General features: G+C 56.2%; 14 protein-coding genes. 4 read left to right on the top strand and 10 right to left on the bottom strand.

The genetic code is table 11. From position 1 onward, the window contains the following. The first annotated feature begins 259 nt into the window (after positions 1 to 259). Positions 260 to 1,831: a lysine--tRNA ligase gene (gene lysS / locus ACF8AM_RS01045; RefSeq protein ID WP_392553846.1), complete on the top strand. Its 1,572-nt coding sequence runs from the start codon at positions 260 to 262 to the stop codon at positions 1,829 to 1,831. 167 nt (positions 1,832 to 1,998) lie between these two features. Here the strand turns inward: lysS and ACF8AM_RS01040 are convergent, their stop codons facing one another. The 3 genes from ACF8AM_RS01040 to ACF8AM_RS01030 all read right to left on the bottom strand — a co-directional run bounded on the left by ACF8AM_RS01040 (position 1,999) and on the right by ACF8AM_RS01030 (position 5,339). Then, on the bottom strand, positions 1,999 to 2,985 hold the full coding sequence (locus ACF8AM_RS01040; RefSeq protein WP_392553845.1) for an SGNH/GDSL hydrolase family protein: 987 nt from the start codon (positions 2,983 to 2,985) through the stop codon (positions 1,999 to 2,001). Between the two features lie 336 nt (positions 2,986 to 3,321). Next, entirely contained in the window at positions 3,322 to 4,692 is a 1,371-nt protein-coding gene (gene thrC, locus ACF8AM_RS01035; RefSeq protein WP_392553844.1) for a threonine synthase, read from the bottom strand. A gap of 161 nt (positions 4,693 to 4,853) precedes the next feature. Continuing rightward, positions 4,854 to 5,339: a hypothetical protein gene (locus tag ACF8AM_RS01030; RefSeq protein ID WP_392553843.1), complete on the bottom strand. Its 486-nt coding sequence runs from the start codon at positions 5,337 to 5,339 to the stop codon at positions 4,854 to 4,856. Between the two features lie 289 nt (positions 5,340 to 5,628). Here ACF8AM_RS01030 and ACF8AM_RS01025 point away from each other — a divergent pair, with 289 nt between their 5' ends. Together ACF8AM_RS01025 and ACF8AM_RS01020 are read left to right on the top strand one after the other, a co-directional pair. Then, a complete protein-coding gene (locus ACF8AM_RS01025; protein ID WP_392553842.1) occupies positions 5,629 to 6,720 on the top strand; it encodes a substrate-binding domain-containing protein in 1,092 nt (363 codons plus the stop codon). Positions 6,721 to 6,926: 206 nt separating this feature from the next. Further along, positions 6,927 to 7,124 carry a hypothetical protein gene (locus ACF8AM_RS01020; protein WP_392553841.1) on the top strand — a complete coding sequence of 66 codons (198 nt, stop codon included), beginning with the start codon at positions 6,927 to 6,929 and terminating at the stop codon, positions 7,122 to 7,124. A gap of 69 nt (positions 7,125 to 7,193) precedes the next feature. On the opposite strand, the gene ACF8AM_RS01015 is transcribed toward ACF8AM_RS01020, so the two are convergent. Continuing rightward, positions 7,194 to 7,952 carry a metallophosphoesterase family protein gene (locus tag ACF8AM_RS01015; RefSeq protein WP_392553840.1) on the bottom strand — a complete coding sequence of 253 codons (759 nt, stop codon included), beginning with the start codon at positions 7,950 to 7,952 and terminating at the stop codon, positions 7,194 to 7,196. 4 nt (positions 7,953 to 7,956) lie between these two features. Further along, the gene (locus tag ACF8AM_RS01010; protein ID WP_392553839.1) at positions 7,957 to 8,715 is read right to left on the bottom strand and encodes a metallophosphoesterase family protein; all 759 of its coding nucleotides are present in this window, start codon (positions 8,713 to 8,715) and stop codon (positions 7,957 to 7,959) included. Between the two features lie 108 nt (positions 8,716 to 8,823). On the opposite strand from ACF8AM_RS01010, the gene tsaB reads away from it, so the two are divergent. Next, complete coding sequence (gene tsaB / locus ACF8AM_RS01005) at positions 8,824 to 9,630, top strand: tRNA (adenosine(37)-N6)-threonylcarbamoyltransferase complex dimerization subunit type 1 TsaB (protein WP_392553838.1); 807 nt, start codon at positions 8,824 to 8,826, stop codon at positions 9,628 to 9,630. A 21-nt stretch (positions 9,631 to 9,651) separates the two neighbouring features. Here the strand turns inward: tsaB and ACF8AM_RS01000 are convergent, their stop codons facing one another. The 5 genes from ACF8AM_RS01000 to ACF8AM_RS00980 all read right to left on the bottom strand — a co-directional run bounded on the left by ACF8AM_RS01000 (position 9,652) and on the right by ACF8AM_RS00980 (position 21,950). Next, a complete protein-coding gene (locus tag ACF8AM_RS01000; protein ID WP_392553837.1) occupies positions 9,652 to 11,292 on the bottom strand; it encodes an outer membrane protein assembly factor in 1,641 nt (546 codons plus the stop codon). Next, positions 11,289 to 12,737 (bottom strand): outer membrane protein assembly factor, encoded by a 1,449-nt coding sequence (locus ACF8AM_RS00995; RefSeq protein WP_392553836.1) that lies wholly within the window; start codon positions 12,735 to 12,737, stop codon positions 11,289 to 11,291. Before ACF8AM_RS00995 ends, ACF8AM_RS01000 begins: the two co-directional genes overlap by 4 nt. 275 nt (positions 12,738 to 13,012) lie before the next feature. Beyond that, complete coding sequence (locus ACF8AM_RS00990) at positions 13,013 to 13,852, bottom strand: hypothetical protein (protein ID WP_392553835.1); 840 nt, start codon at positions 13,850 to 13,852, stop codon at positions 13,013 to 13,015. Positions 13,853 to 13,989: 137 nt separating this feature from the next. Beyond that, positions 13,990 to 16,734, bottom strand: a complete 2,745-nt coding sequence (locus ACF8AM_RS00985) for a PAS domain-containing protein (RefSeq protein ID WP_392553834.1) — start codon at positions 16,732 to 16,734, stop codon at positions 13,990 to 13,992. After that, the gene (locus tag ACF8AM_RS00980) at positions 16,731 to 21,950 is read right to left on the bottom strand and encodes a PAS domain S-box protein (protein WP_392553833.1); all 5,220 of its coding nucleotides are present in this window, start codon (positions 21,948 to 21,950) and stop codon (positions 16,731 to 16,733) included. Before ACF8AM_RS00980 ends, ACF8AM_RS00985 begins: the two co-directional genes overlap by 4 nt. Positions 21,951 to 22,308 lie beyond the last annotated feature (358 nt).

The raw sequence follows: 22,308 nt of genomic DNA, 5'->3' as shown, positions 1-22,308 counted from the left end.
AATTCGTGCGTTTTCACGGCAAGCCCTTCATTAGAACACAAACCGGCGTTTTCGCAATTTGCAAACGCGGCCAATCGCGGGCGGCTGATGTCGGCCCAAACGGAGTGGTGCGGCGTCTTCTCAACCAGAGCCCAAGTGTGGCTGATGCGCTCGCGAAAACGGGTGCGCTCGCGAAAAACGGCTCCCTTGCGTGAATGAGGCGGCAAATTCACAATCGTCAGCCCGATTGATTGTTTCCACCTTCGCAAGTGCATTTGCCGTGACCGATAAGCCTTCCAACGCCGACGACCTCGATTTGACCGACCCGCACGCGGCTCGTCGGCACAAACTGGAAGAAATCGCCGCCAAGGGAATTGATCCCTGGGGCCAGCGTTTCGACGACCGTTTGCTGGTCAGTGAGTGCCGCGATCGTATCCCAGAGATCCAGTGGAAACCAAAAGAAGGCGAGACAATCGCCCTGCCTGACGTTGAAAGCGAAGACGTCGACTACCGCCAATGGAAAGCCGACAACGGCCCAGGCGAGGAGATCGGCCCAATCGTTCGCGTTGCCGGACGGATTTTGCTGTCTCGGCCGACGGGCAAGTTGATCTTCATGAACATCCGCGACTGGACCGGCGACATCCAGATCTTTGTCGGCAAGAAGCAGGTCGGTGAGGAAAACTTTGATCTGGCCAAGCTGTTTGACTTAGGCGATTTGATCGGCGTTCAAGGTCGACTGGGCCGCACCAACACGGGCGAGCTGACCGTGTTCGCGGAAGAGCTGACTTTGCTGACGAAGATGTTGGAAGTCCCGCCGGAAAAGCACGCCGGGATGACCAATCAAGACCTGCGTCAACGGATGCGGTATGCCGACTTGGCGTTCAACGATGGCGTGATGCAAACGTTCCTCGATCGCACCAAAATCATCAAAAGCATTCGCTCGACGCTGGACGACCAAGGGTTCTGTGAAGTCGAAGGCCCGACGCTGCACACCGTTCCCGGTGGCGCCGCCGCTCGTCCGTTCGAAACGCACCACAACGCGTTGGACATGCAGTTGACCATGCGGATCGCGTTGGAACTGCACCTCAAGCGATTGATGGTCGGTGGGATGGAACGCGTTTATGAACTGGGACGCGTCTATCGCAACGAAGGCCTGTCGCCACGGCACAACCCTGAGTTCACGATGCTGGAAACCTATCAGGCGTACGGCAACTACGAATCCATGATGGATCTGACGGAGAAGATCATCTGCGACGCGATCGAAAAGATTGGCGGCGGATTCAAACGTGAATACAACGGCACGATGTTGGACTTCACGCCGCCGTTCCAGCGTGCGACGTACGCGGAGTTGTTTCAAAAAGCCACCGGCATCGATCCCGCCGACGAAGACGCGGTCAAGGAATACGCCAAGGGGCTGAAGCTGACCATCGAAGGCAAACACCCCGATGTGATCCGCAACGAGATCTTCGAAGAGAAGGTCGAGGATTCACTGCAAGGCCCGATCTTCGTGACGGACTATCCGGCCAGCATTTGCCCGTTGACCAAACGCAAGAAGGACAACCCCGAGATCGCTGAGCGTTTCGAGATGTTCATTTGCGGGATGGAATTGGCCAACGCTTACACCGAACTGAACGATCCCGATCTGCAAGAAGAGTTGTTCAAGACTCAACTCGAAGGTCAGGACGACGAAGACTCGATGGCCAAAATGGACCACGACTTCGTCCGCGCGTTGCGTTACGGGATGCCGCCTGCGGGCGGATTGGGGATTGGCATCGACCGCTTGGTGATGGTTCTGACCAACCAAAAATCCATCCGCGACGTGATCCTGTTTCCTGTGCTGCGTCCTGAGTGAGCGGGGGAATGAGTGAGCGGGGGAATGAGTGAGCGGGTGCTGGCCGTCGTGAAGTAGGAGTGATTAGGGCGGAACCTGTGAGCCGCCGACACCGGCTTGTCGGACGCTTCTTTCCTGCTCACTGTTTGGCTGTGGTTCATTGCTGAGGGGTCGCTGCGGAGCAACTCTCACGGCTGCATCGCGGCCAGGTCGTTTGCCCAGGCGACGGCCACTTGCCGGTGGCCTTCCCGAGTCAGGTGAATCGCATCGCCGAGCAAGTCGGGTTGGCAGGGAACTTCGTTGGCGACATCGAACAGTGGTGTTGCCGATGCTTCCGCAACGTCTCGCATCGTTTGAGTGATCCACCTTCCGATCATTTGGTTGGTTTCGATTTGCGGAGGCGTTTCGCCCAGGTAGCGTTCCAGATTTTCACAGCCTGGATTGGCGGCCATCAACTGAGTGCTGATCACGGCTTGCGCGTCGGATTGGCGAATGGAAGCGAGCAGTTCTTCGAGGTCGTTGCGGAATGCTTGGGCACCTTCGGTGGTGATCTGGGTGGACGCATCGGCGGGCGGAGCAAACTGGGGTGCTGCCGCGGGAAACAGTCGGAATCGAACCAGTCCGTAGAGCGTGCTTTTCGCGAACAGTCGGTTGGTCCAGCTTGGTGCCGGCGGGGTTTGGTTGATCGATTGAGGGGACTTGGCAATCGCGAGTTTGGAATCGTTCCAGCCGAGATAAAGGATCACCAAGTCGGGATCCAAGGGGGCGATGGTTTGTTCGTAGCGATGTCGCACCTGAGTCATGTTGAACCCAGGCACTCCGCCGTTGAGCACTTCGACCTTCTTTCCATGCCATCCGCCCGACTCGTTGAGGAGTTCTTCCAGCAGGCAGCAGGAGTCTTGCCCTTCCGGAACGAGGTAGCCGAACACGCTGGAGCCGCCCAGGACTGCGATTCGGTAAACGTCCTCGGGTTTCTGTTTCTCGACCGGGCCGCCGCGCAGGCCGAGCGAATTGGTTTGGATGTCGTAGGCGGACGAACGCAGAACCAAGTTGGGGCGAAGTGTGTGTCCCGCGTTTTCGTCGGGGACAAAGAAGGTCAGTCCCGTCGCATAGCAGTTCGGTGTCCAGCCTCTCGATGCGACGTAAAGGCGGAGTCCGGATTCACAAAGAAGCAATGCGACTGCAAAGCCTAAGCAGACCGCTGCTGCTGCGAACCATCTTTTTCTGCGTTTGCTTCGAAGGGAATTCATAGGATGAAGTGCGTCGCTGACTCGCTCGAGCGAGCGGGAGTGCGGTGATCGATATCTCATCCGAAGATGGAATGGGAATCGAATTCCGGATTTGGTCGCCGGAGCAAGCCACGAACAATACGGACGCGGGAACAACCGGCGCGATGGCCGGCCAGGGAACGCAAACCGCTCGCTCCACCGCCGTGTAGGTTCAATGCCAGCGTGGAGAGAGGTGGTGGTTTGCCAGTGAAACTTTCACAGGCGTTTCTTCGCTTCAGCGAATCAGTGGTTGTGCTGTTCCAAACGCCGTGCGATTTCATCTTTGACAGCGCTCGCATCAGCGGGCACGTGAACCGCTGGGTTGGCATGTTTGCTGTCGATGCCCTCGAGCGTTGATTCGTGGTAACCGACTTTGAAGTCCGTGAACTTCAATCCGTGCGCGGTGCTGATCACGACCGTTTTGTCTTGGGAAGAAATCACGCCTCGATCGATCAATTTCTTCAGCACGGCCAAGGCGACGCCGGTGTGGGGGCATGTGAACATGCCTGTTAGGTCAGCAGACGCGGACGCTTCGGCCAACTCGTTTTCCGATGCTTGCTCGACGATCCCGTTGGTTTCTTGGACGGCTTTGACCGCTTTCGCGTAGCTGACTGGATCGCCGATCCGAATCGCGTTCGCCAAGGTATCCTGAGCGGTGACGCTGACCTTTTCCGCGAAACCGTTTTTGTAGGCCTCGTAGAATGGGTTGGCCCGTTCGGCTTGGGCTGCGACCAATCGCGGCATGCGGTTGATCAGGCCCAGGTCCAGCATCAGCTTGAAACCCTTGTAAAGAGCGCTGATGTTTCCGAGGTTGCCAACTGGGATGATGATCCAGTCTGGCACTTCCCACTCGAATTGGCGAACCAATTCGATGCCGACAGTTTTTTGCCCTTCGATGCGAAGGCTGTTCATGGAGTTGGCGAGGTAGATCGAATTGTCCTTGGTGACTTCTTGGACAATCTTCATGCAGCCATCGAAGTCGGTGTCGAGGGCGAGCACGTGGGCACCGTTCGCGACCGGTTGGATCAACTGCGCGGTGCTGACTTTTCCTGCGGGCAAGAAAATGATGGCGGGGATGCCCGCGTAGGCGGCGTAAGCGGCCAGAGCTGCGCTGGTGTCACCGGTGCTGGCGCAGGCGACGGCTTTGACGCTGCTGCCCTGGGCCATCATTTGCTTGACGACACTGACCAGGACGGTCATGCCCAAGTCTTTGAAACTGCCCGTGTGGCTGTTGCCGCAGAGTTTGATCCACAAATCCGGCACACCGAGTTGTGCGCCGAGTCGTTCAGCCCAGAACAAATTGGTGTTTCCCTCGAACATGCTGACCACATTTTCGTCGGCCAGGGAAGGAACCACCCACTCTCGCATGCCCCAGACGCCGCTGCCGAACGGCCATTTGGACGTGCTGGCGCGGGAATCGAACAATTGTTGCCACTGGTAGGCATTTTTTTCTTTGAGAGGTTCTCGCTCGTGATAGACCTCCAGCAGGCTGCCGCAGGTTGGGCAGGTGTAGATCACGTCAAAGATCGAGTGCTTTCCGCTGCAGCCTGAAATGCAGCGAAAGTAAGTGGTTTGGTGATCCACGGCCGGTTTGGACTCAACGGCGAGAGACATGAGGAGATCCTGGTGCGATGGGAAAGTGGGACGCCATTATGGTCACTGCCCACTCGCAGGCAAAGGGCGAACCAAAAGAGGCGAGAACTTGGTTTGTCGGCCAAATTCAGGGCGTTTCACCACCATTCCCATTTCGCGATCTTTTGCTGTTGCAACCCGCCTCAGCGGAAGCCGTAGGTCGGCACGCCGTAGTAGCCGGGCAAGGCATAGTACGTTCCCGTGCTGAAACGAACCCCGCCTCCAGGGCCGATTTGCAATCCGGTTCCGCTGACCGATCCCGGGACGAAACCGTAGCCATACCCGCGATACCCGTAGCCGTACCCTCGGTAGCCATACCCGCGATAAGCAGATCGCCGTGGGTAGTTGTAGTAGTAATTCGTCACTGATCCGCGATTGGAGTTGCTGCTGACGCTCGGGCGGCGGGCGGTGTAGTTGTTCTGTGGCAACCCGCCTCGTTGGCTGATGATGGCACTCCCGCCACGGTTGAACCCGTTGCTTTGGATTCCATAGCGATAGCCTTGCGCGGACGCTTCGGATGCAGAGACGAACGCACCCAGAACAACGGCGGCCAGCACAGCGAGGCTGGTTGATGCCCAGAGCGGCAGGCGACGTTGAATCAGAATCGATGTTTTGACGGACGTGTTCATTTTGCACCTGAATGGTTTGCGGGGAGAAGAAAGGGCAGCAGGCGGCGTGGCGGTTCACTGAGCGGCAGTTCACTGAATTTTATGCGGTGGCGAAGCCGAAGTCCTGGGATGAAAATGTCTGATCGTGTCACGGTTCCCGCCAAATCTTTGTCCGAATTGACTTGGATTTCCGCCGGCAGCCAAACCTTGGGCCGCCCAACAGCAGGCCTCCAGGCCGTTTCGTGGAAGCCAATGGACTTTGCTAAACTATGGCGTTTCGTCTTTTGGTCCTTTTGTTTGAATGGTCGTTATGGCTCGCTATTGGTTGGGATGTCTCGGTTTGGTTCTGCTGTTTGGATGCAGCAAATCTGGTTCCAGTTCCTCAGAACAATCGCAATCGGGTTCCGAAGCGGTGGCGGAGGTTTCTGCAGACGCATCGGGGTTCCCGCGTCAGTGCGGTGATTACACGGTCCTGGGGATTCTGACCGACAACCAGGACAATTCGAAAGCGAAGGAGAATGCCGAGACGACTTTGTTGCGTCATCCCAATGTGGCCTGCTTGGTTGGGTTGTGGAGCCAGAACACGCCAATGATTCTGGCGGGGCTTCGAAGCAGCGATGCAATGGGGAAAGTAGCGGTCGTGGGTTTTGACGAGCACCCGGACACTTTGGCGGGAATCCGCGATCAGTCCGTTTATGGCACGGTGGTGCAGCAACCCTACGCATTCGGATATCGCAGCGTGCAGTGGCTGACAACGCTTGTCAAAGGCGGCGAAGTTGATGTGCCGGAGTCGGGAATGATCATCATTCCTCACCGTTCGATCACGCTTGAGAACGTCAATGAATTCGCTGCGGACGTGGAAGCAATGAAGGCGGGTGAAGGACCGATCTTGTCCGGCGATGAGCAGATCGACGGAACGGGAGTTCGAGTGGCTTACATCACCAATTCGTTGGATCCGTTTTGGACATTGGCCGACGCTGGATGCAAACGTGCGGCGGAACAATTCGGGTGTGAAGTTGATGTGCAAATGCCATCGAGCGGTTCCATCGAAGAGCAAAAACGATTCTTGGAATCCAATGTTGCTGCCAATGTGGATGGGATCGCGATCAGCCCGATCGATCCTGAAAATCAGGTGGGCATGATCAATGAAGCCTGCGAAGCCACCACGGTGATCTGCCAAGACAGCGATGCACCGGCTTCTCGGCGAAAGTTCTATCTCGGGACAAGCAACTACTTGGCCGGGCGCGCCGCCGGCAAGTTGATTCAGGAAGCCATTCCGGAAGGCGGCGAAGTGATGCTGTTTGTTGGCAAGATGGAGGTTCTCAACGCGCAAGAACGCAGCCAGGGCATCATGGATGAACTGGCGGGCAAGCCGATTCCGGCGATCTTGCAAGGCAACTGATCCAGGGAGCGTGCTTCTTGGGGGCACTCAGGCGTTGCGATCCATACAATCGGAATCAATGGTGAGTGAGGTTGCAGTTCCGCAGTGTTTCCGTGACCCCGCCGGGAGGATTGCGGCGGGGGGGCCGAAAGATGACGTAGGTTTGCGTGTCGGACGAGGGTGTGCCTGGTTCGATGCGACGTGCAAACCTTTTTGTGAGTTTGACCATGAGTGCGATCCCTCCAGCCGTTCAGCAGGTTCTGCAAGCTCGCCAAGATGCGACTCAAACGCAAATTGATGTCGCGTTGTTGGGGCAGAACCTAGACGTTCAAAAGCAAACCGGCGATGCGATTGTTCAGATGGTCGCGGAGGTGGTTGACGTGCAAAAGCAACTCGCCAACGGCCACATCGACGTCCGCGTCTAAATCGCGATGGCACCTTCGTTCATTGCGATGCCACCCGATGATTGAGAGTCGGGTGCGGAATCGGTTTTCTCAGCGGCCTTCGCGCAGCCGGTAGCCAAGGAAATTGTCCAGCTCGGCTTCTTTCTCAATGGCTTGGACAGTTCGTTCGATGTCGTATTCGACACGGCGGAACATCACCAGATCGGGTTCCACGATCGCATAGCAACTGCGTGGGTCGCCGTCACGTGGTTGGCCCACACTGCCGACATTGATCATCAGTTTCGCGTTGGGGTCAGCCAGCGAGTATCCCGTGCCGGTGTCTGCCGGACGGACGAAACGCTGTTCCATCGTGAACACACCCGGAACGTGCGTGTGGCCTTGGAAGCAAACACGTGGGACGAGCGAAAACAGCTTTTCCATCTTCTTCGTGTTCTGGGCGTCTTCGGGGAAGACGTATTCATTCGTTGGTCCACGTGGCGAACCGTGAACGAACAACCAATGGTCTTCACGAACGGTTCGCGGCAACGCACACAGGTATTCAATCCGCTTGCGGCTGGCGCCGGGGTCGTCGCCGGTGGCTTCGAGTTGGCTGCGGGTCCAGAAAATCGCCTGTTCAGCCGCGACGTTGAATCCTTCGGGATCGAACAGCGAACTGCTGTCGTGGTTGCCGAGCACGCAGAAATCGAACCCCATGACGGTGTCCAGGCACGCACAGGGTTCCGGGCCGTAACCCACCACGTCGCCTAAGCAGACGATGCGATCGACCTTTTGCGATTCGACATCAGCGAGGACGGCTTCGAGTGCGGAGAGGTTTCCGTGGATGTCGCTAAGAATGGCTGTACGTGTCACCCGATCAATGTCCTCGTTTCAGCCGATCGCCAAGGGCGTTGTCCAGATCGGGTTGTGCGTAAATCTTTTCAGCCGTCTTTTCGAAATCGTATTCCACTCGGCGGTAGGCCAGCGTTTTGGCATCGCTGTCTAAGATCGCGTAGCACGATTGATTGTTTTCGTCACGCGGCTGACCCACGCTGCCAACGTTGATCATCAGTTTGTTGTTGCCCAACGCGTACGTGTGATCGCACTCATCCGGCGTGATGAATTCGCATTCCGTGGTGAACACACCCGGCAGGTGCGTGTGTCCCATGAAGCAGTATTTTTCGACTTTCCCAAACAAGATTTCCATCTTGCGAGCGTCGTACATGTACTCCGGGAAGACGTATTCGTTGGTCGGGTCGCGAGGCGAGCCATGAACAAATTTGAATTCGCCGTCATCAATGTATCGCGGCAATTCACCCAGGAAATCCCAGCGGGCGTTCATTTGGGAGGGGCCGCCTTTGCCACTGTCCAGCTCGTCGCGAGTCCAGTAGATCGCACGCAACGCCATCGGATTGAAACCATCGGGATCAAACAGGGCCGCTTGATCGTGGTTGCCCAAAATGGTGTGTTTGCATCGTCGCATCACCAAATCCAGGCACTCACATGGATTGGGCCCATATCCGATGATATCGCCCAGGCATATGACTTCTTGGACCCCGACTTTGTCGATGTCTTCCAGAACCGCTTGCAGCGCTTCAAGGTTCCCGTGGATGTCGCTGATCAACGCTCGCTTCACAAAATTCCTCGGTCACCTCACCTGGATGCTAAACCTGCCGAGTGTCATTGTAGTCTGGACCAATTTTGCACGACAATCCCACGCAAATTACTTGCTGAGCTCTCGATCATGGATTCCCGGACCGAAACTGACAGCCCGCGACCAGTCACCGGATTGGCTCTGGAGGTCATCGGCCGCGAAGGATCCGTGGCGTTGATCCAAGCTGGCGAGGTGGTGGAGACGATCGAATTGCCCCGCGATGTGCGGGCCGCCGCAAGTTTAGCGCCGACTTTGCAAACGTTGCTGAAGTCAATTGATTCCGACAAGCAACAACCCGAGCCCATCTCAGCGGGAACGGTGTTTCGTGCCGGTGCCGATCGGCCACACTACATTGCGGTCGCCGATGGGCCTGGATCGTTCACGGGTTTGCGATTTGCCGCGGCCACTGCGAAAACGTTGGCGTACGCCTGGGGAATTCCGGTGGTGACGTTGGATTCCCTGTCGGTTTTGGCGGCTGCGGTGTTGCCGACCGACTCCGTTGAAAAAGATTCTCAACCGGATGAACGACCGTCGACTGGCCAATCGTTGTTGGTCGGTTTGGATGCCTATCGCGGGCAAACATTTGTTGGTCGGTTCCAAGCGACCGATTCGGGATGGAAATCCGATGGGCCGATTGACTTGCTCAGTCGAACGGAATGGTTGGAAGCGTTGGAATCAGCCGAGGCAGGAACTTGGGCCACGGGAGACGCGATCAGAACGGGGCTTCCGACGGATCACCTGAACTTGCGCGGGCGAAAGCAAACGTTGGCTTCCGCTTTGGCGATTCTGGCCCACCGGAAATTTGTGACCGGGCAGACGACCGATCCGATGACCGTGTTGCCGAAGTATTACCGGCCCAGTGCGGCCGAAGAAAAAGCCGCGGCTTCCTCCACGTGAACCGCAAAGGCTCACCTTTGATCAGCGAATCGCACTCATGTAGAAGCTGAACATTCGTTCGTCGTCCGTGTCAGCCATTGCCACTGGGAACGCAAAGTCGAATGCCAGTGGAGCGGGGCCGAGCATCGGGATCGCGACGCGAAGGCCAAAGCCAGGTGCGACGCGAAAGTTATCGGTGTCAATCTCGACGTCTTGCTCGACCGTTCCGAAGTCAACAAATGCGACACCGCGAAAAGCGTCGTCGGCGGTCAAAGGGAACATGTATTCGACGGAGTTGAGCCACTGGAACCGACCACCCACTTCCACTCCGTTGGTGACCGGGCTGGCACCACGGAAATCGAAGCCGCGAATCGTGGCGTAGCCACCGGCAAAGTAGTTCTCGAAGATCGGTGTTTCGTCGTCGCTGAATCCGAGTTGGACGCTGTAGGAAAGGGTTTGTTTTCCCGAACCATCGGCTCGTTCGCGAAGCAGCCAGTAATTGCGGTATTCAGCTTCGAAGGTCGAGTACTCGTAGTCACCGAAGGTTTGTTCGAAACTCAATTCGAAGTAATGACCACGGCTGGGTTGCAATGGGCTGTTGCGAGTGTCGTGAATCAGGGACGCCATTCCACTGAACAGAGCGTTGTCGCCGAGCACTGCATTCAGTTCCGGCACCGTGTTGACTCGCGGGTCGGTGATCTCAACGTTTTGTCCGCTGATGCCGAGCGAAAGCGAAAGGTCAGGTGTGACGCGATAGCCAAAACTGGCGCGGCCGCCCAATCGGTTCTCGTCCCAGTCGTCAAAGGTTCGGTCGTACAAGAAACCACTCAGCGACATGCTGATCGGCAAGTAACCCAGCAGGTTCGGGTCGGCGAACTGCATGGTATAGCGTTGGTAATCGCTGCCGGGAGCCGCTTCCAATCGGAACGTTTGCCCGGCACCACGGAACGCGGTTCCGCTGAACAAATCGCCAAACGAGCTGGGCCAACGGCTGATGTCAAAGTTGCGTTCATCGACGGTGATTTGCCCGGTGACACCGGCGTCACTGTTGACCGCACCACCGAACATCAATCGCCCGGTGCGAGCGGGATAACCTTGAATGATCAAGTCCGCTTCACGAACGGTGGGTTGATTGACGACGGGAGGTGCCAAGTTGGGCGATGAAGGAAAGCTGCCTTGCAATGGCCCCGGCAAAGTCCCGCCTTGATACGCACCGTTGGGAACGGTCGTAGAAGGAGCCATGCCGGTTCCGCCATAGGTCGGTGCGGCGTAGGGATTGGCAGCCGAGGGGGCTGGCGCAGTGGTCGCGGGAGCACCGGTTCCTGGGGCACCGTAAGTTGACGGGCCACCATAAACGGATTGACCGTAGGTCGAATTGTTGGGTGCGGGCGTGGTACCTTGCAGCGAGGGCGGTGCGGCGTAGGCCGACGGTGGCGGTGGTGAAGGGTAAGCCGTTTGAGCCGAACTTTGTGTCGATGCAATGACGCTGGATGACAGGGCAAGCAACGCGGACGCTGAGACGCGAGCCCACAGCGAGCGGTTCAGTTCATGCAACCAGCGCGGTGCTGTGTGATGCTTCGACGCGGGCGAAGAATCTGATTCGGAAGATTGGGTCACAGCACGCATCCATGACTTGAAGCGGGACTTGAGCGGGAGTGAATTCAGTGTGGGCTTGGAGTTCATCTCAGCGATTCCTCCAATGGCTTCACGATGATGTCCGGCGGAGCGGCAATCGTGGGATTGGTTTCAAGCAGTTGGCTGCGTTCGATCCGGTTGCGTCCGGTTTCTAAGTCGCGGCGATCGATGTAGTCACCTTCTTGAATCTCGATCAAATTCAGCATCGTGGTTTCTCGCATCAGGTGCGGCTCCCCATCGATTTCAACTCGAATGCTGTTGACCTTCCAGCGATCGCCTTCGGTGATTTCATAGACCAAATCGACGATTCCGTTTTCATCTCGCATGATCGTCTTGGGGTTGACTTCGGCGTAGATAAACCCGAGTTCGCCATAGCCGTAGACAATCTCGCCAATGTCTTTACGCATCGTGGTGCCACTGAAGACATCGTTGGCTTTCAATTCCAGTCGTCGTCGCAGTGATTCCTCGGTGACAAATTCATTGCCAACGATTTGGACATCGCCAATCGTGAACCTCGGGCCTTCGTTGACCACGAATGTGATCGTCATCCATGTGCCGGTGTGGTCGTATTCGATTCGGCGTCCAACGGTGGCAGTCAGGAATCCCAGGTTGTGATAGTAGGATGCCAACACATCGACGTCGGCATCGATCTTTTGCATGTCTGCCACGTTGCCGACATAGCTCATGAAGCCCATCATCGGACCGCGACTTTGAATGACCTTTTTCAAGCGTGATTCGCTGACGATCGAGGCCCCTTCAATGCGAATGTCGTGGATGCGTTCTTTCGGACCTTCGTTGATTCGAAAGACGACGGCATTGGAATCATCCGGCAATCCAATGGACGCGGTGATGGAGGCCTGGTTGAAGCCTTCTTCGTGGTAGTAATCGATCAAACGTCGTTTACCGGTTTCAATGGCGAACTCGCTCAGCGGATCGCCCGCAGTGATTCCGGAACGTCCTGCCAATTCCCGGTCATTCATTCGGTAATTGCCGTGGTAGATGACCTGCGACACCATCGCTCGTTCGCGAACATAAAACGTGACCAGCACAATTTTCTGGCTTTGTTTGGTGCTTGATCCTGGGACGGCGGCGATCCGTTCTTCCGTCTCGAAGGTGACGTGATCGAAGGATCCCATGTCGTTCAAGCGACCGACGTCCGACAGAACGGTTTCCTCGCTGTAGAAGCGACCCTTGCGGGTTTGCAGTTCTGCCAGGATATCCGCGGAGCTGATGACTTGGTTGCCAACCAAGCGGACTTCGCCCACGATCGCATCGCCCTCTTCCCGGCGCAGTGCCATGCCGTCGCGGTTGTGGATGTGATCACGAAATTTGGGTTTGGTTACGGCAGCAGGTGCTTGAGCTTGGCCTCCGCCCATTCCTCCACCCATTTGGGCGTGGAGATCGGTGGACGAGAGGGCAAACGCCAAGCAGCAAACCAAGACCGCCAAAAAGCGGTGCTTCGAAAAATCGCAGCGGTAGAATCGAAACGGCATGAGCAGCCATATCCGTGGCACGAGAAACAAGATCTTCCCGTCTCTACCAATGCTTCCGCGGGTGCCACAAGGCGAATCCGACTCTGCCTCCAAACTTCAATCAAGTTTGCAAAAAGGTTGGATTTTGCTTTGAGAAAAGAGAGCCTTGGACGGCGGCGATCTCCAGTCCACGTCGATGGGTCGCCGTGCCAACCATGGGGGTGAAACACGTCGGTTTCCCACTGGCGTTTCACACCCCAAGGCGACGCCTGCGAGCCTTCTGTGCCGGGATTCGATCAGGCAGCACCGTGTGCGATCAGCTTTTGCTGAAACGTTTCAAAGAAGCTGCGATCTTTGGCGTACACGTCCGGATCCATTTGGTTCTGGAAGTAGTCCAAGTACTCGATCCAGCGCTCGGTTTCTTCGACAAAGGAAAACTCGGGATCTTCCATCGGGTTGACCCAATTCGGATCGCCAGGCTCTCGCTGGCCGGTGATCTGACCGTCGCCATTGACGATGAAATTCGCTGTCAACACAGGAAGTTTCATCCGCAGTTCATAAATCGCTCGTTCGCCCCAAGACATGCCCGCGGTTGCTTCCTGCCAAGCTTCTGTCACCTCCGGCGATGTCGTGCTATCCGGAAAGCGGATGCCGTTGGATTTTCCCGACTGGGTGATGCCGTCACGGTTGAGGTCGACCTGCGCCGCTGGCGGCACCAACAGATTCAGGGCCCCTTCCTCGCTCAGCGATTCAACCTGGATGGGATCTGCCAAACGGTGAATCGTCTGGACGGTCTCCAGTTCTTCGGCCGGCAATCCACGGAGGAACTCTTTCGGCGTGGCATAGCCGCCTTCGTCGTATGCTTTGGACAGTACCCCCGCGAAGGATTCGCCGAGAGCCGCCGCATCCTCTTGGCCTTGATAACGCCCCAGTTGTTCGACTCGGTACCAATGGGTCCACGATTGTTCGATCTGGGATTGGAGTGGTGTTTCGGTGCTGACCGGCTCCGCGCTGGCGTAACTTTCGCGGCCGAAGTTCTCCAGCACTTCGCTGAAAACGTTCTGCACGTTTTGGTTGGCGCTTCGACGATGGTCTTCGAGTGTCATCACGCTGGAGGGGCGGGTGTCGATTCGCACTTGATCTTTCGCTCCATGCAAGAAGGACGTTCCTTCCGCATATCGACCGTCGCTTCGGTGGCAGTTTGATCGTTTGAGTCAACTTTTCCGAAATTTCGGTTGATGCGAACTTTTTGGATCGGGTTCGCAAACGCAAGTCAGACCGTCAGGTGGGCGATCATTTGGATCAACTTTTGTTGATCAAGCGGTTTGGTGGTGTAGTCCGTGCAACCTGCGGCCAAGCATTCTTCCCGGTCGCTCTTCATCGCGTTGGCGGTCAGAGCGATGATTGGCAGCTTGCAATTCCGCCGCCGGAGTTCCGCGGTGGCTTCGTAGCCGTCCATGACGGGCATTTGCATGTCCATGACAATCAGGTCGACAGGCGGCGAGTCGGGCGATTCGATGAAGTCGACCGCCTCCTGGCCATTGGTGGCGGTGTAGACGGTGCTGCCAGCTTTCTCGATGAAGTGCTGAGCCAAGTAACGGATGTCGCGACGATCATCGACCACCAGCACGCGGGCCGACAAACGAATTTCTGGGGCGGGGACTTCTTGTGTCGGCAGGCTGTTCAAGTTGGGTTGGATCAATTTTCCGCTGGCATCCACTTTCAAGCACAGCGTGAATCGACTGCCTTTGCCGGGTTGGCTGGAGACGTCGATCTGTCCACCCAGTGCCTGCGACAATCGACGACAAATTGTCAGCCCCAACCCGGTGCCACCATGGGAACGAGTCGAGGTGTTGTCGACCTGCGTGAATGGTTCAAACAGCGAATCCAGTTTCTCCGGCGGAATGCCGACGCCCGTGTCGATCACATCGAAGTTCAGCAACTGGGATCGCTGGTCATACCGGACGTGCAGTCGCACTTCTCCATCGCTGGTGAATTTGATGGCATTGCCAACCAGATTCAACAGGATTTGTCGCAGCCGAACGGCATCGGTGCGAATGGTTTCCGGAACGGGGCCCGCGAATTCGACTTTCAACGGCAAGTCCTTTTCTGCCGCGCGGACATCCATCAGCGAGCGAATGTCGCCCACGATCGAGTCAGGCCGGACGGGTTGCTTTTGCAGGTCCATCTTGCCGGCGTCAATCTTCGACAAGTCCAGGATGTCATTGATGATTGCCAGCAAAAAGTTCCCGTTGCGACGAATCGTTTCCACCACCAACAAGTTGTCGGGATCTTGCAGGTGGTCGTTGAGAATGTCAGCGTGACCAAGAATCGCCGACATGGGCGTTCGGATTTCGTGCGACATGTTGGCCAGGAATTCGCCTCGCGAACGATTGGCCATTTCCGCGGTGTGTTTGGCACGTTGCAGGGATTGTTCGAACACCTTGCGATCGGTGATGTCTTGGACCGTGCCGATGCGGCGGACGACACGACGATGTTGACCGACACCTTCCCGGAGCGCGCGTCCGGTATCGACGAGCCAGCGAGTTTCGCCATCGGGGCGAATGATCCGGAACTCGATGGAATGCCGATCGGGCCCTTCCGTTGTCATGGATCGGTTCAAAGTCTCTCGGAATTGATCGCGATCTTCCGGATGCACCAATGACTCGTAACGACTTTGATCGGCAATGCCGTCCGGCATCAGGCCAAGGATGCGAAACAACTCGTCGGACCAGACTTCTTGTGAATCTGCGGTTGTGATGTCATAGGTTCCAAAGCCGGTCGTCTCCGCCGCCAAACGCAATCGACTCTCGCTGGCTTCAATGTCGGTGGCTCGTTGACGCAGGGATTCTTCCGCGAGATGACGATCATGAACATCGATCACACTTCCGATGTAGCCCTCGAACTGTCCCTGGGCATTGAACTTGGGGCGTCCTGAATCGATCGCCCAGCGATAGCTTCCGTTTGCGTTCCGAAGTCGGAAGTCGTGTTCGAATGGCTCGCGTTTGTTGAGCGCCGAGAGGATGGTCCGGTAGGCATCGTCTCGATCGTCAGGATGGACCATGTCCAACCATCCGGTTCCCGTGCCTTCGGCTTGAGACTGACCGGTGTAGTCTTGCCAGCCAAGCGACAAAAAAGTGCAGGAATGGTTTGGATCGGTGACCCAGAGCATCGCTGGGGCAGCGTCCGTCATCTCACGAAAGTACTGTTCTCGACGGCGGATGGACTCTGCGACCTGTTCGTGTTCGGTGGCATCGTAGAAATAGCAAACCACACCGAATTTGCCATCTGGAAGTGTTGTTCGTTCGATTTCCCATTCGTACGATTCGACTTGGTCGGTGTCGTGACGATTTTCGACAAAAGCGGGCGCTCGATAGGGTTCGCCGGTCTGAAGGGTATGGCGGAAGTGTTCCACAATTTCCGCGGCGAATTCCTCCCGCCAGATCGTGAACATGATCTCGCGGAAGTCGTGACCTTCGATGGGGTCGAATTGGGAGAAAACTTCACGAGCACCGCGGCTGACGTAACGCATCGACAACGTGTCATCCACGACGTAGATCCCAAACGGGCTGTTTTGAACCAGCTTCTCAAACGTTTCTTGTGATCGTTTGAGATTGTCCTCGGCATTCTTTTTGTGAGTGATATCGACGGCGGCGAGCAGCGAGGAAACCGGGACTCGCTTTCCATCGCGTTCTTCGAAGACGACCTTCTTTCGGATGCTAAGCCAACGCACTTCTCCATTTTGACGGAGGATCCGATGTTCCATTGAAAATTCACCAGCACCATTTGGGTCCAGTGATTCGGCGACGTGCCGATTGATAGCGGGAGCATCGTCAGGATGGAATTTGGCGTGAACGGTTTCCCGATCGACTTGTTCGCCGGGTGGCAAATCGAATAGCCGGGCGGCTTGTTGATCGGCGGATGCCAGTCCGGTTTCGTAGTCGATGTGAATCACGCCCATCGACGACATCGACAAAGCCAGTCGCAGTTGTTGTTCTGTGGTGGTCAGTTCGCTCATGTTAATTCACTGACCAACTGAAGAAGCTTGGCCGCGTCGATGGGTTTGCTGAGGTAGTCATTGCAGCCCGCCTGCAAACACAGGTTCATGTCGCCCTGCATCGCGTCGGCGGTCAGGGCGATGATGGGAGCATCGTAGCCAAGTTGTCGAAGCTTCTTCGCGGTTGCGTAACCGTCCAAATTCGGCATTTGCATGTCGAGGATGATGACGTTGGGGCAGTGACCCATTTTCATGTCCTCCATGATCTTGTTGACCGCCTGTTGGCCATCGGAACACTCTTCCACCGTTGCACCTGCCTTGGTCAGAATATGACGACTGAGAAAGCGGATGTCGCGACGGTCGTCCACCACCAACGCGTAGCAGTCCAATTGAATCTGCTTGATAGGCAACTCGTCCACACGGTCGACAGATTCTGCTCTTGGCTGCGAGTGATCTACCAATGGGACATCGGTTAAGTCGCCGGGGGTGATGCTCAGCGTGAACGTGCTGCCTTGGCCGACTTCACTCTGAAACGAAATGCTACCGCCCAGCATCTCTGCCAGACGCCGGCTGATCGTCAACCCCAGCCCTGTACCGCCAAAGGTTCGGCTGACGCTGGAATCGCCTTGTGAGAACGGTTGGAACAGTTGTTCTTGCTGCTCCGGTGCGATGCCGATGCCCGTGTCGATCACATCCACGCATAGGCGAACGGGGCTGGTTTCCATGCGAACCTCCAGTCGTACGCTTCCTTCAGGAGTGAACTTGATCGCGTTGCCGACCAAGTTGATCAGGACTTGTTTGAGACGTTTCGGATCGGATTGAATGCGGGAAGGAATCCTTTGTCCGTAGTGGACGGTGAGAGCCAAGCCAGCTTCCGTGGCGCGGACTTCCATGATGCTGCGAACGTCTTCGATCAAGTGTGCCGGATCGAACGCTTCATTTTCAACGTCGAGTTTGCCGGCTTCGATCTTGGAGAGGTCCAAAATGTCATTGATGATCTCCAATAGATAATCGCCGTTTCGGCGGATGGTTTGTAGGTGGTGCTGGCCCACTTCGTCCGGAATGAGATCTTCCAGTAGTTCGGCGTAACCCAGGATCGCGGTCATGGGGGTGCGAATCTCATGTGACATGTTCGCCAGAAATGCACTCTTGGAGGCACTGGCTTCGTTGGCGCGTCGCTCGCTCTCACGAAGGGTTTCCGCCTGGATGTGTTCTTGAGTGGAATCCCAGTTCACACCGTACATGCGAGTGATCTTGCCTGACTTTCCGCGAACGACTTCACCCATCCCGGTGATCCACCGCATCTCGCCGTCGGGCCGAATGATTCGGAACTCGTGCTCGTATTCGCCGTTCCCCGCGGTGGCGTCTTGCCAGTGTCGTTTCAAGGCTTCGACATCATCGGGGTGCGTCAGCGAGAAACACAACTCGGGACTGGCTTCTTGGTCTTCGGGCAGCCCAAACAGTTCGTACATCTCTTTGGTCCAGTAACTTATCTTGGGGGTCCATTCCCAAGCTGCCATCCCACCGGCTCGTAGCGCCATTTGCATTCGTCGCGAAGCGTTTTTGATGGCTTGTTCTGAGCGAACACGATCGCTTACATCGCGAGCGATGCCGACATACTTGTGGTCGCCCGACAAGGACGTTTCACTGACAGACAAATCCAGATCGAAGGTGGAACCATCTTTGCGTCGCCCGGTCACTTGCCGTTGATGGCCGATGATGTGACGTTGGCCGGTTTGTTCGTAAGTCTGCAAGTAGCCATCGTGTTCGCTGTGTTCCGGTTCGGGCATCAGCATGTTGATGTTGTTGTCGATCAGTTCATCGATTTCGTAGCCAAAGATTTTTGTCGCGGCAACATTGACTGAGTTGATGATTCCTTGACGATCGATCGTGATGATTCCATCCACCGCGGTGTTGAAGATGGCTTCCAATCGAACAGCGACTTCTTGCTGCTCGAGCTCCGCTTTCTTGCGGTCGCGAATGTCGACGCCGGAAGGGATCAAGTACTCGATGTTGCCGTTGTCATCGAAAACCGGCGCGATCATGAAGTCAATCATCACCCCGTCATCACCATGTGCGAACAGCGACACGTCGTATCGAACAGGCTCGCCTTGGAACGCTCGCTGCATCGCGTCTCGCATCTGTCTCGCCACGTCAGGATCGTAGCTCCACCACGGCGCTTCGTGAAATGGTTTGCCAATCACGTCTTTTCGACGAACCCTGGCGTACTCCAATGAACGGTCGTCGACTTCCAGCAACATTCCGTTGCGATCGATCACGCCCACCAAGCCGAGCTGATTGTTGATCACGCGACGCAGGTGAGCTTCGCGGTCAGCGAGTTCCAAACGGCTTTGCTTTTGATCGTGGACGTCGATGTTCATACCGACCCAACGGTTGACTGTCCCATCAGGGCGACGTTGCGGCGCGGTTCGAACCTGGAACCATCGGTAATCGCCGTGTCGGCTTCGCAGACGATATTCCATCACCACGGGATGTCCTTTGTCGACCGCATCCGCCCACACACTTTGGGTCAATTCGCGGTCATCGGGATGAATCACCTCGAGCCAACCGTCGCTGATCCAATCTTCGAGTGATTGCCCCGTGTATTCACGCCAGCTCGGTGAGTCCGATTCAACGACTCCGTTGGCGTTTGTGATCCAAACAATTTGTGCTGATGCGCGGACGAGCGATTGAAACAGCTCTTCGCTTTCACGGAGCTGTGTCACGTCGGTGAACGTCAGCACGATGCCATCGTGGTCGCCCAAGTGCGATCGATAGGGCAGAGCGCGACGAATGAATGCCTTTCCTGAATGAGCCAGGACGGTGTCCTCCACGCCATCCTCTTGCACCAACTGATCCCGCTCCGGAAGCGGTGGCATGTTGTGAACATTGGGAACGATTTGAGTCAGTGGCCGCCCCACGTCCGTCGCAATCAAACTGTAAATTTCCGTGGCAGCCGGGGTGAAGCTTCGAATCGATAGGTCGTTGTCCAAAAAGATGGTTGCGATTCGCGTGCTCCGCAGCAAGTTTTCGAGGTCGGCGTTGGCGCGAGCAACCGCCTCACTGGTGCTGCGGATCTCTTCCTTCGAAATCTCCAAGTGGTTGTTGGCCGTCTGCAAGCCACGATTCATGGCTAGCATCTCGTCGTAGGACGATTTCAGTTCTTCGTTGGCGGCCTCCATTTCCTGCACCGAGCGTTGAAGATCCTCCCGAGTCGCGGCCAGTTCGCATTCAAGTTGTTCAATCAGCCGTTGCGAATCTTCGTCAGGAACGTTGGAAGAGTTAGGGGCTGATGATTCACCCTTCGAACCCTCCCTTGCAGGGGTCGGGGGCCCGAAATCCTGAAAAACCACCATGAATAGATCGGCTTCGTGTCCCAGCCCCATCATCGGCTGAATCGTCAGCTTCACGCGTTGATGGCCCTCTTCACAAGGAACCGACAGATTATCGCGGACGACTCGACGGCGCTCGCGTTTGGCTTCCGCGAATGCGGTTCGAATGCCGATTCGCAGTCCGCGACGGGCCATTGCGATCAGATTGTTTTGAAACAAACCTTCGCCGCTGGACAGATACGGACTGGTGTCGGACAGCGAACAAACGATTTGACCGTCGATGTCCACGACCAGCGATTTCGGAGCGAACTCATCCAGGGTGACTCGTTGCAGTACCTGATGAATCTCTTGGTTGTCGTCGATTTCGGGAACAATTGCCGCGGGCCGGGCGGCTTCGATGGAACTGAGGAAACCGCGAGAGTCGCCCGCTGCGACAACGGTTGCGGTTCCCTTGCGTTGGTTGATTCGGTGATTCGTGTCGACGTTGCGGAACAATTCACCGTGAGTTGAAATGGATTCGCTTGGTCCGAGAAACAGGTAACCGTTGGGTCGCAAAGAGTAGTGAAACAGCGGGACGAGTTTCTTCTGCAGGTGTGGCCCCAAATAGATCAGCAGGTTTCGGCATGAAATCAAATCCTGCCGCGAGAACGGGGCGTCGCTGATGAGGTTGTGCAGTGAGAAGAGGATGGATTCACGCAGATTCCTTTTGACGTGAAATCGCTTTCCGCGTTTGACAAAGAATCGTTTCAGCCTCTCCTCGGAAACGTTTTCGCTGATTCCGAGCGGGTAGACACCTTGTCTCGCAATCGCCAAGGCGTGCTCATCGATGTCGCTGGCGATGATTTGAAACGAGGGGAGCGATGCCTTGGAAAGCTTGTCGCCATTTTGTGTTTGGAGACGATCCAAATATTCATGGCACAGGATTGCAACGGTGTAGGCTTCCTCACCGGTCGCACATCCGGGGACCCAGATTCGGACCGGATCGTTCGCTGGCCGTCCCTCGAAAATTTTGGGAATCACCTCGCTGGCGAGTCTGGCGAATGATTCAGGGTCTCGAAAGAATTCGGTGACCCCAATCAACAATTCGCGAAAAAGATTCTGTGTCTCTTCCTGATCGTCACGCATCCGCGTGACGTATTGCGAGATGTGAGGGAGTTGCAGAACTTGCATTCGCCGCAGGATACGTCGAGTCAGCGTGCCGGTTTTGTAGTGCCGGAAATTGTGTTTTGTCGCGCTGTATAGGATCTCCGCGACTTCGGGGATGGATTGTTCGATTTGTTCGAGCATCGATCCACTGGCCAACTCGTTCGACTGTTGTTTCAAGTAGCGAACGTAGTCCTTCAGTTCATGAGCAATTTCTTCTGGTGGCAGCACGTGATCAGCAACGCCGGTCGTCGCGGCGTTACGCGGCATCGAATCAAACTCCGCGGAACCGGAGGTTTGGGCGAACGTCATTCCTCCCGCGTCGCTGATGGATTTCAAACCCAGCGTTCCATCGGTGCCCATGCCCGACAAAATCACACCAACACCCTGCTCGCCTTGCGTGTCCGCAATGGAATGAAAAAAGTGGTCAATCGGTGTCGAGGAGGCCGCTTCGGTGGCTTGATTCAGTACCAACCGGGACCCGCTGCTGATGGTGAGCAGGCTGCTGGGGGGACAGAGGTAGACCGTGTTGGGTTTGAGAAGCTTGCGAGATTTCAGCTCGACGATTTTCAGTGGCGTTGCGCTCGCCAGTTGAGCGGCCTGGGGTGAATGCAGTTCCGACGTGTTGTGAGTGACGAAGACCACCGCCAAATTGGGTGAGTCACCCAATGACGCCAAGAATTCTTGTAAGGCTTCGATTCCCCCCGCGCCTGCTCCCACGCCGACGACCAGTGGTTTGGGTTCCGGTTGTGGATCGCTCAATGGAAATGTCTCTCCCGACCCGCGATCACCGTCGTCAGGCGTTTCAGTCGTGGGCAGGTTCGGGCGGTAGTCATGGTTTGATGGCGATCAAATTCAGAAGGCATCGAAGCTTCTCCAACAACCTCGCCGGGGAATGTTCTCTTGGTCTTGATTGGAAGCGACGAGCCCGTTTGGGTCAATTGATTGGGCATCGTAAATCTCGTGTCTGACTCGCGATCGCTACCGTTTGGGACGCGAATGACAACTGATAGGAGTCGTGCACGCGACTTTGATCGCTGGGTTTTTAGGATTGTTCAATTTGCGATCAGTCGACCCGCTGCGAGGCAAACTTCACCTTCGTCTTCCGATCTCTCACTTT

The organism is Rhodopirellula sp. JB055, from assembly GCF_043100905.1.
Lineage (GTDB): Bacteria > Planctomycetota > Planctomycetia > Pirellulales > Pirellulaceae > Rhodopirellula.
This window is presented reverse-complemented; position numbering and strand designations above follow the sequence as displayed.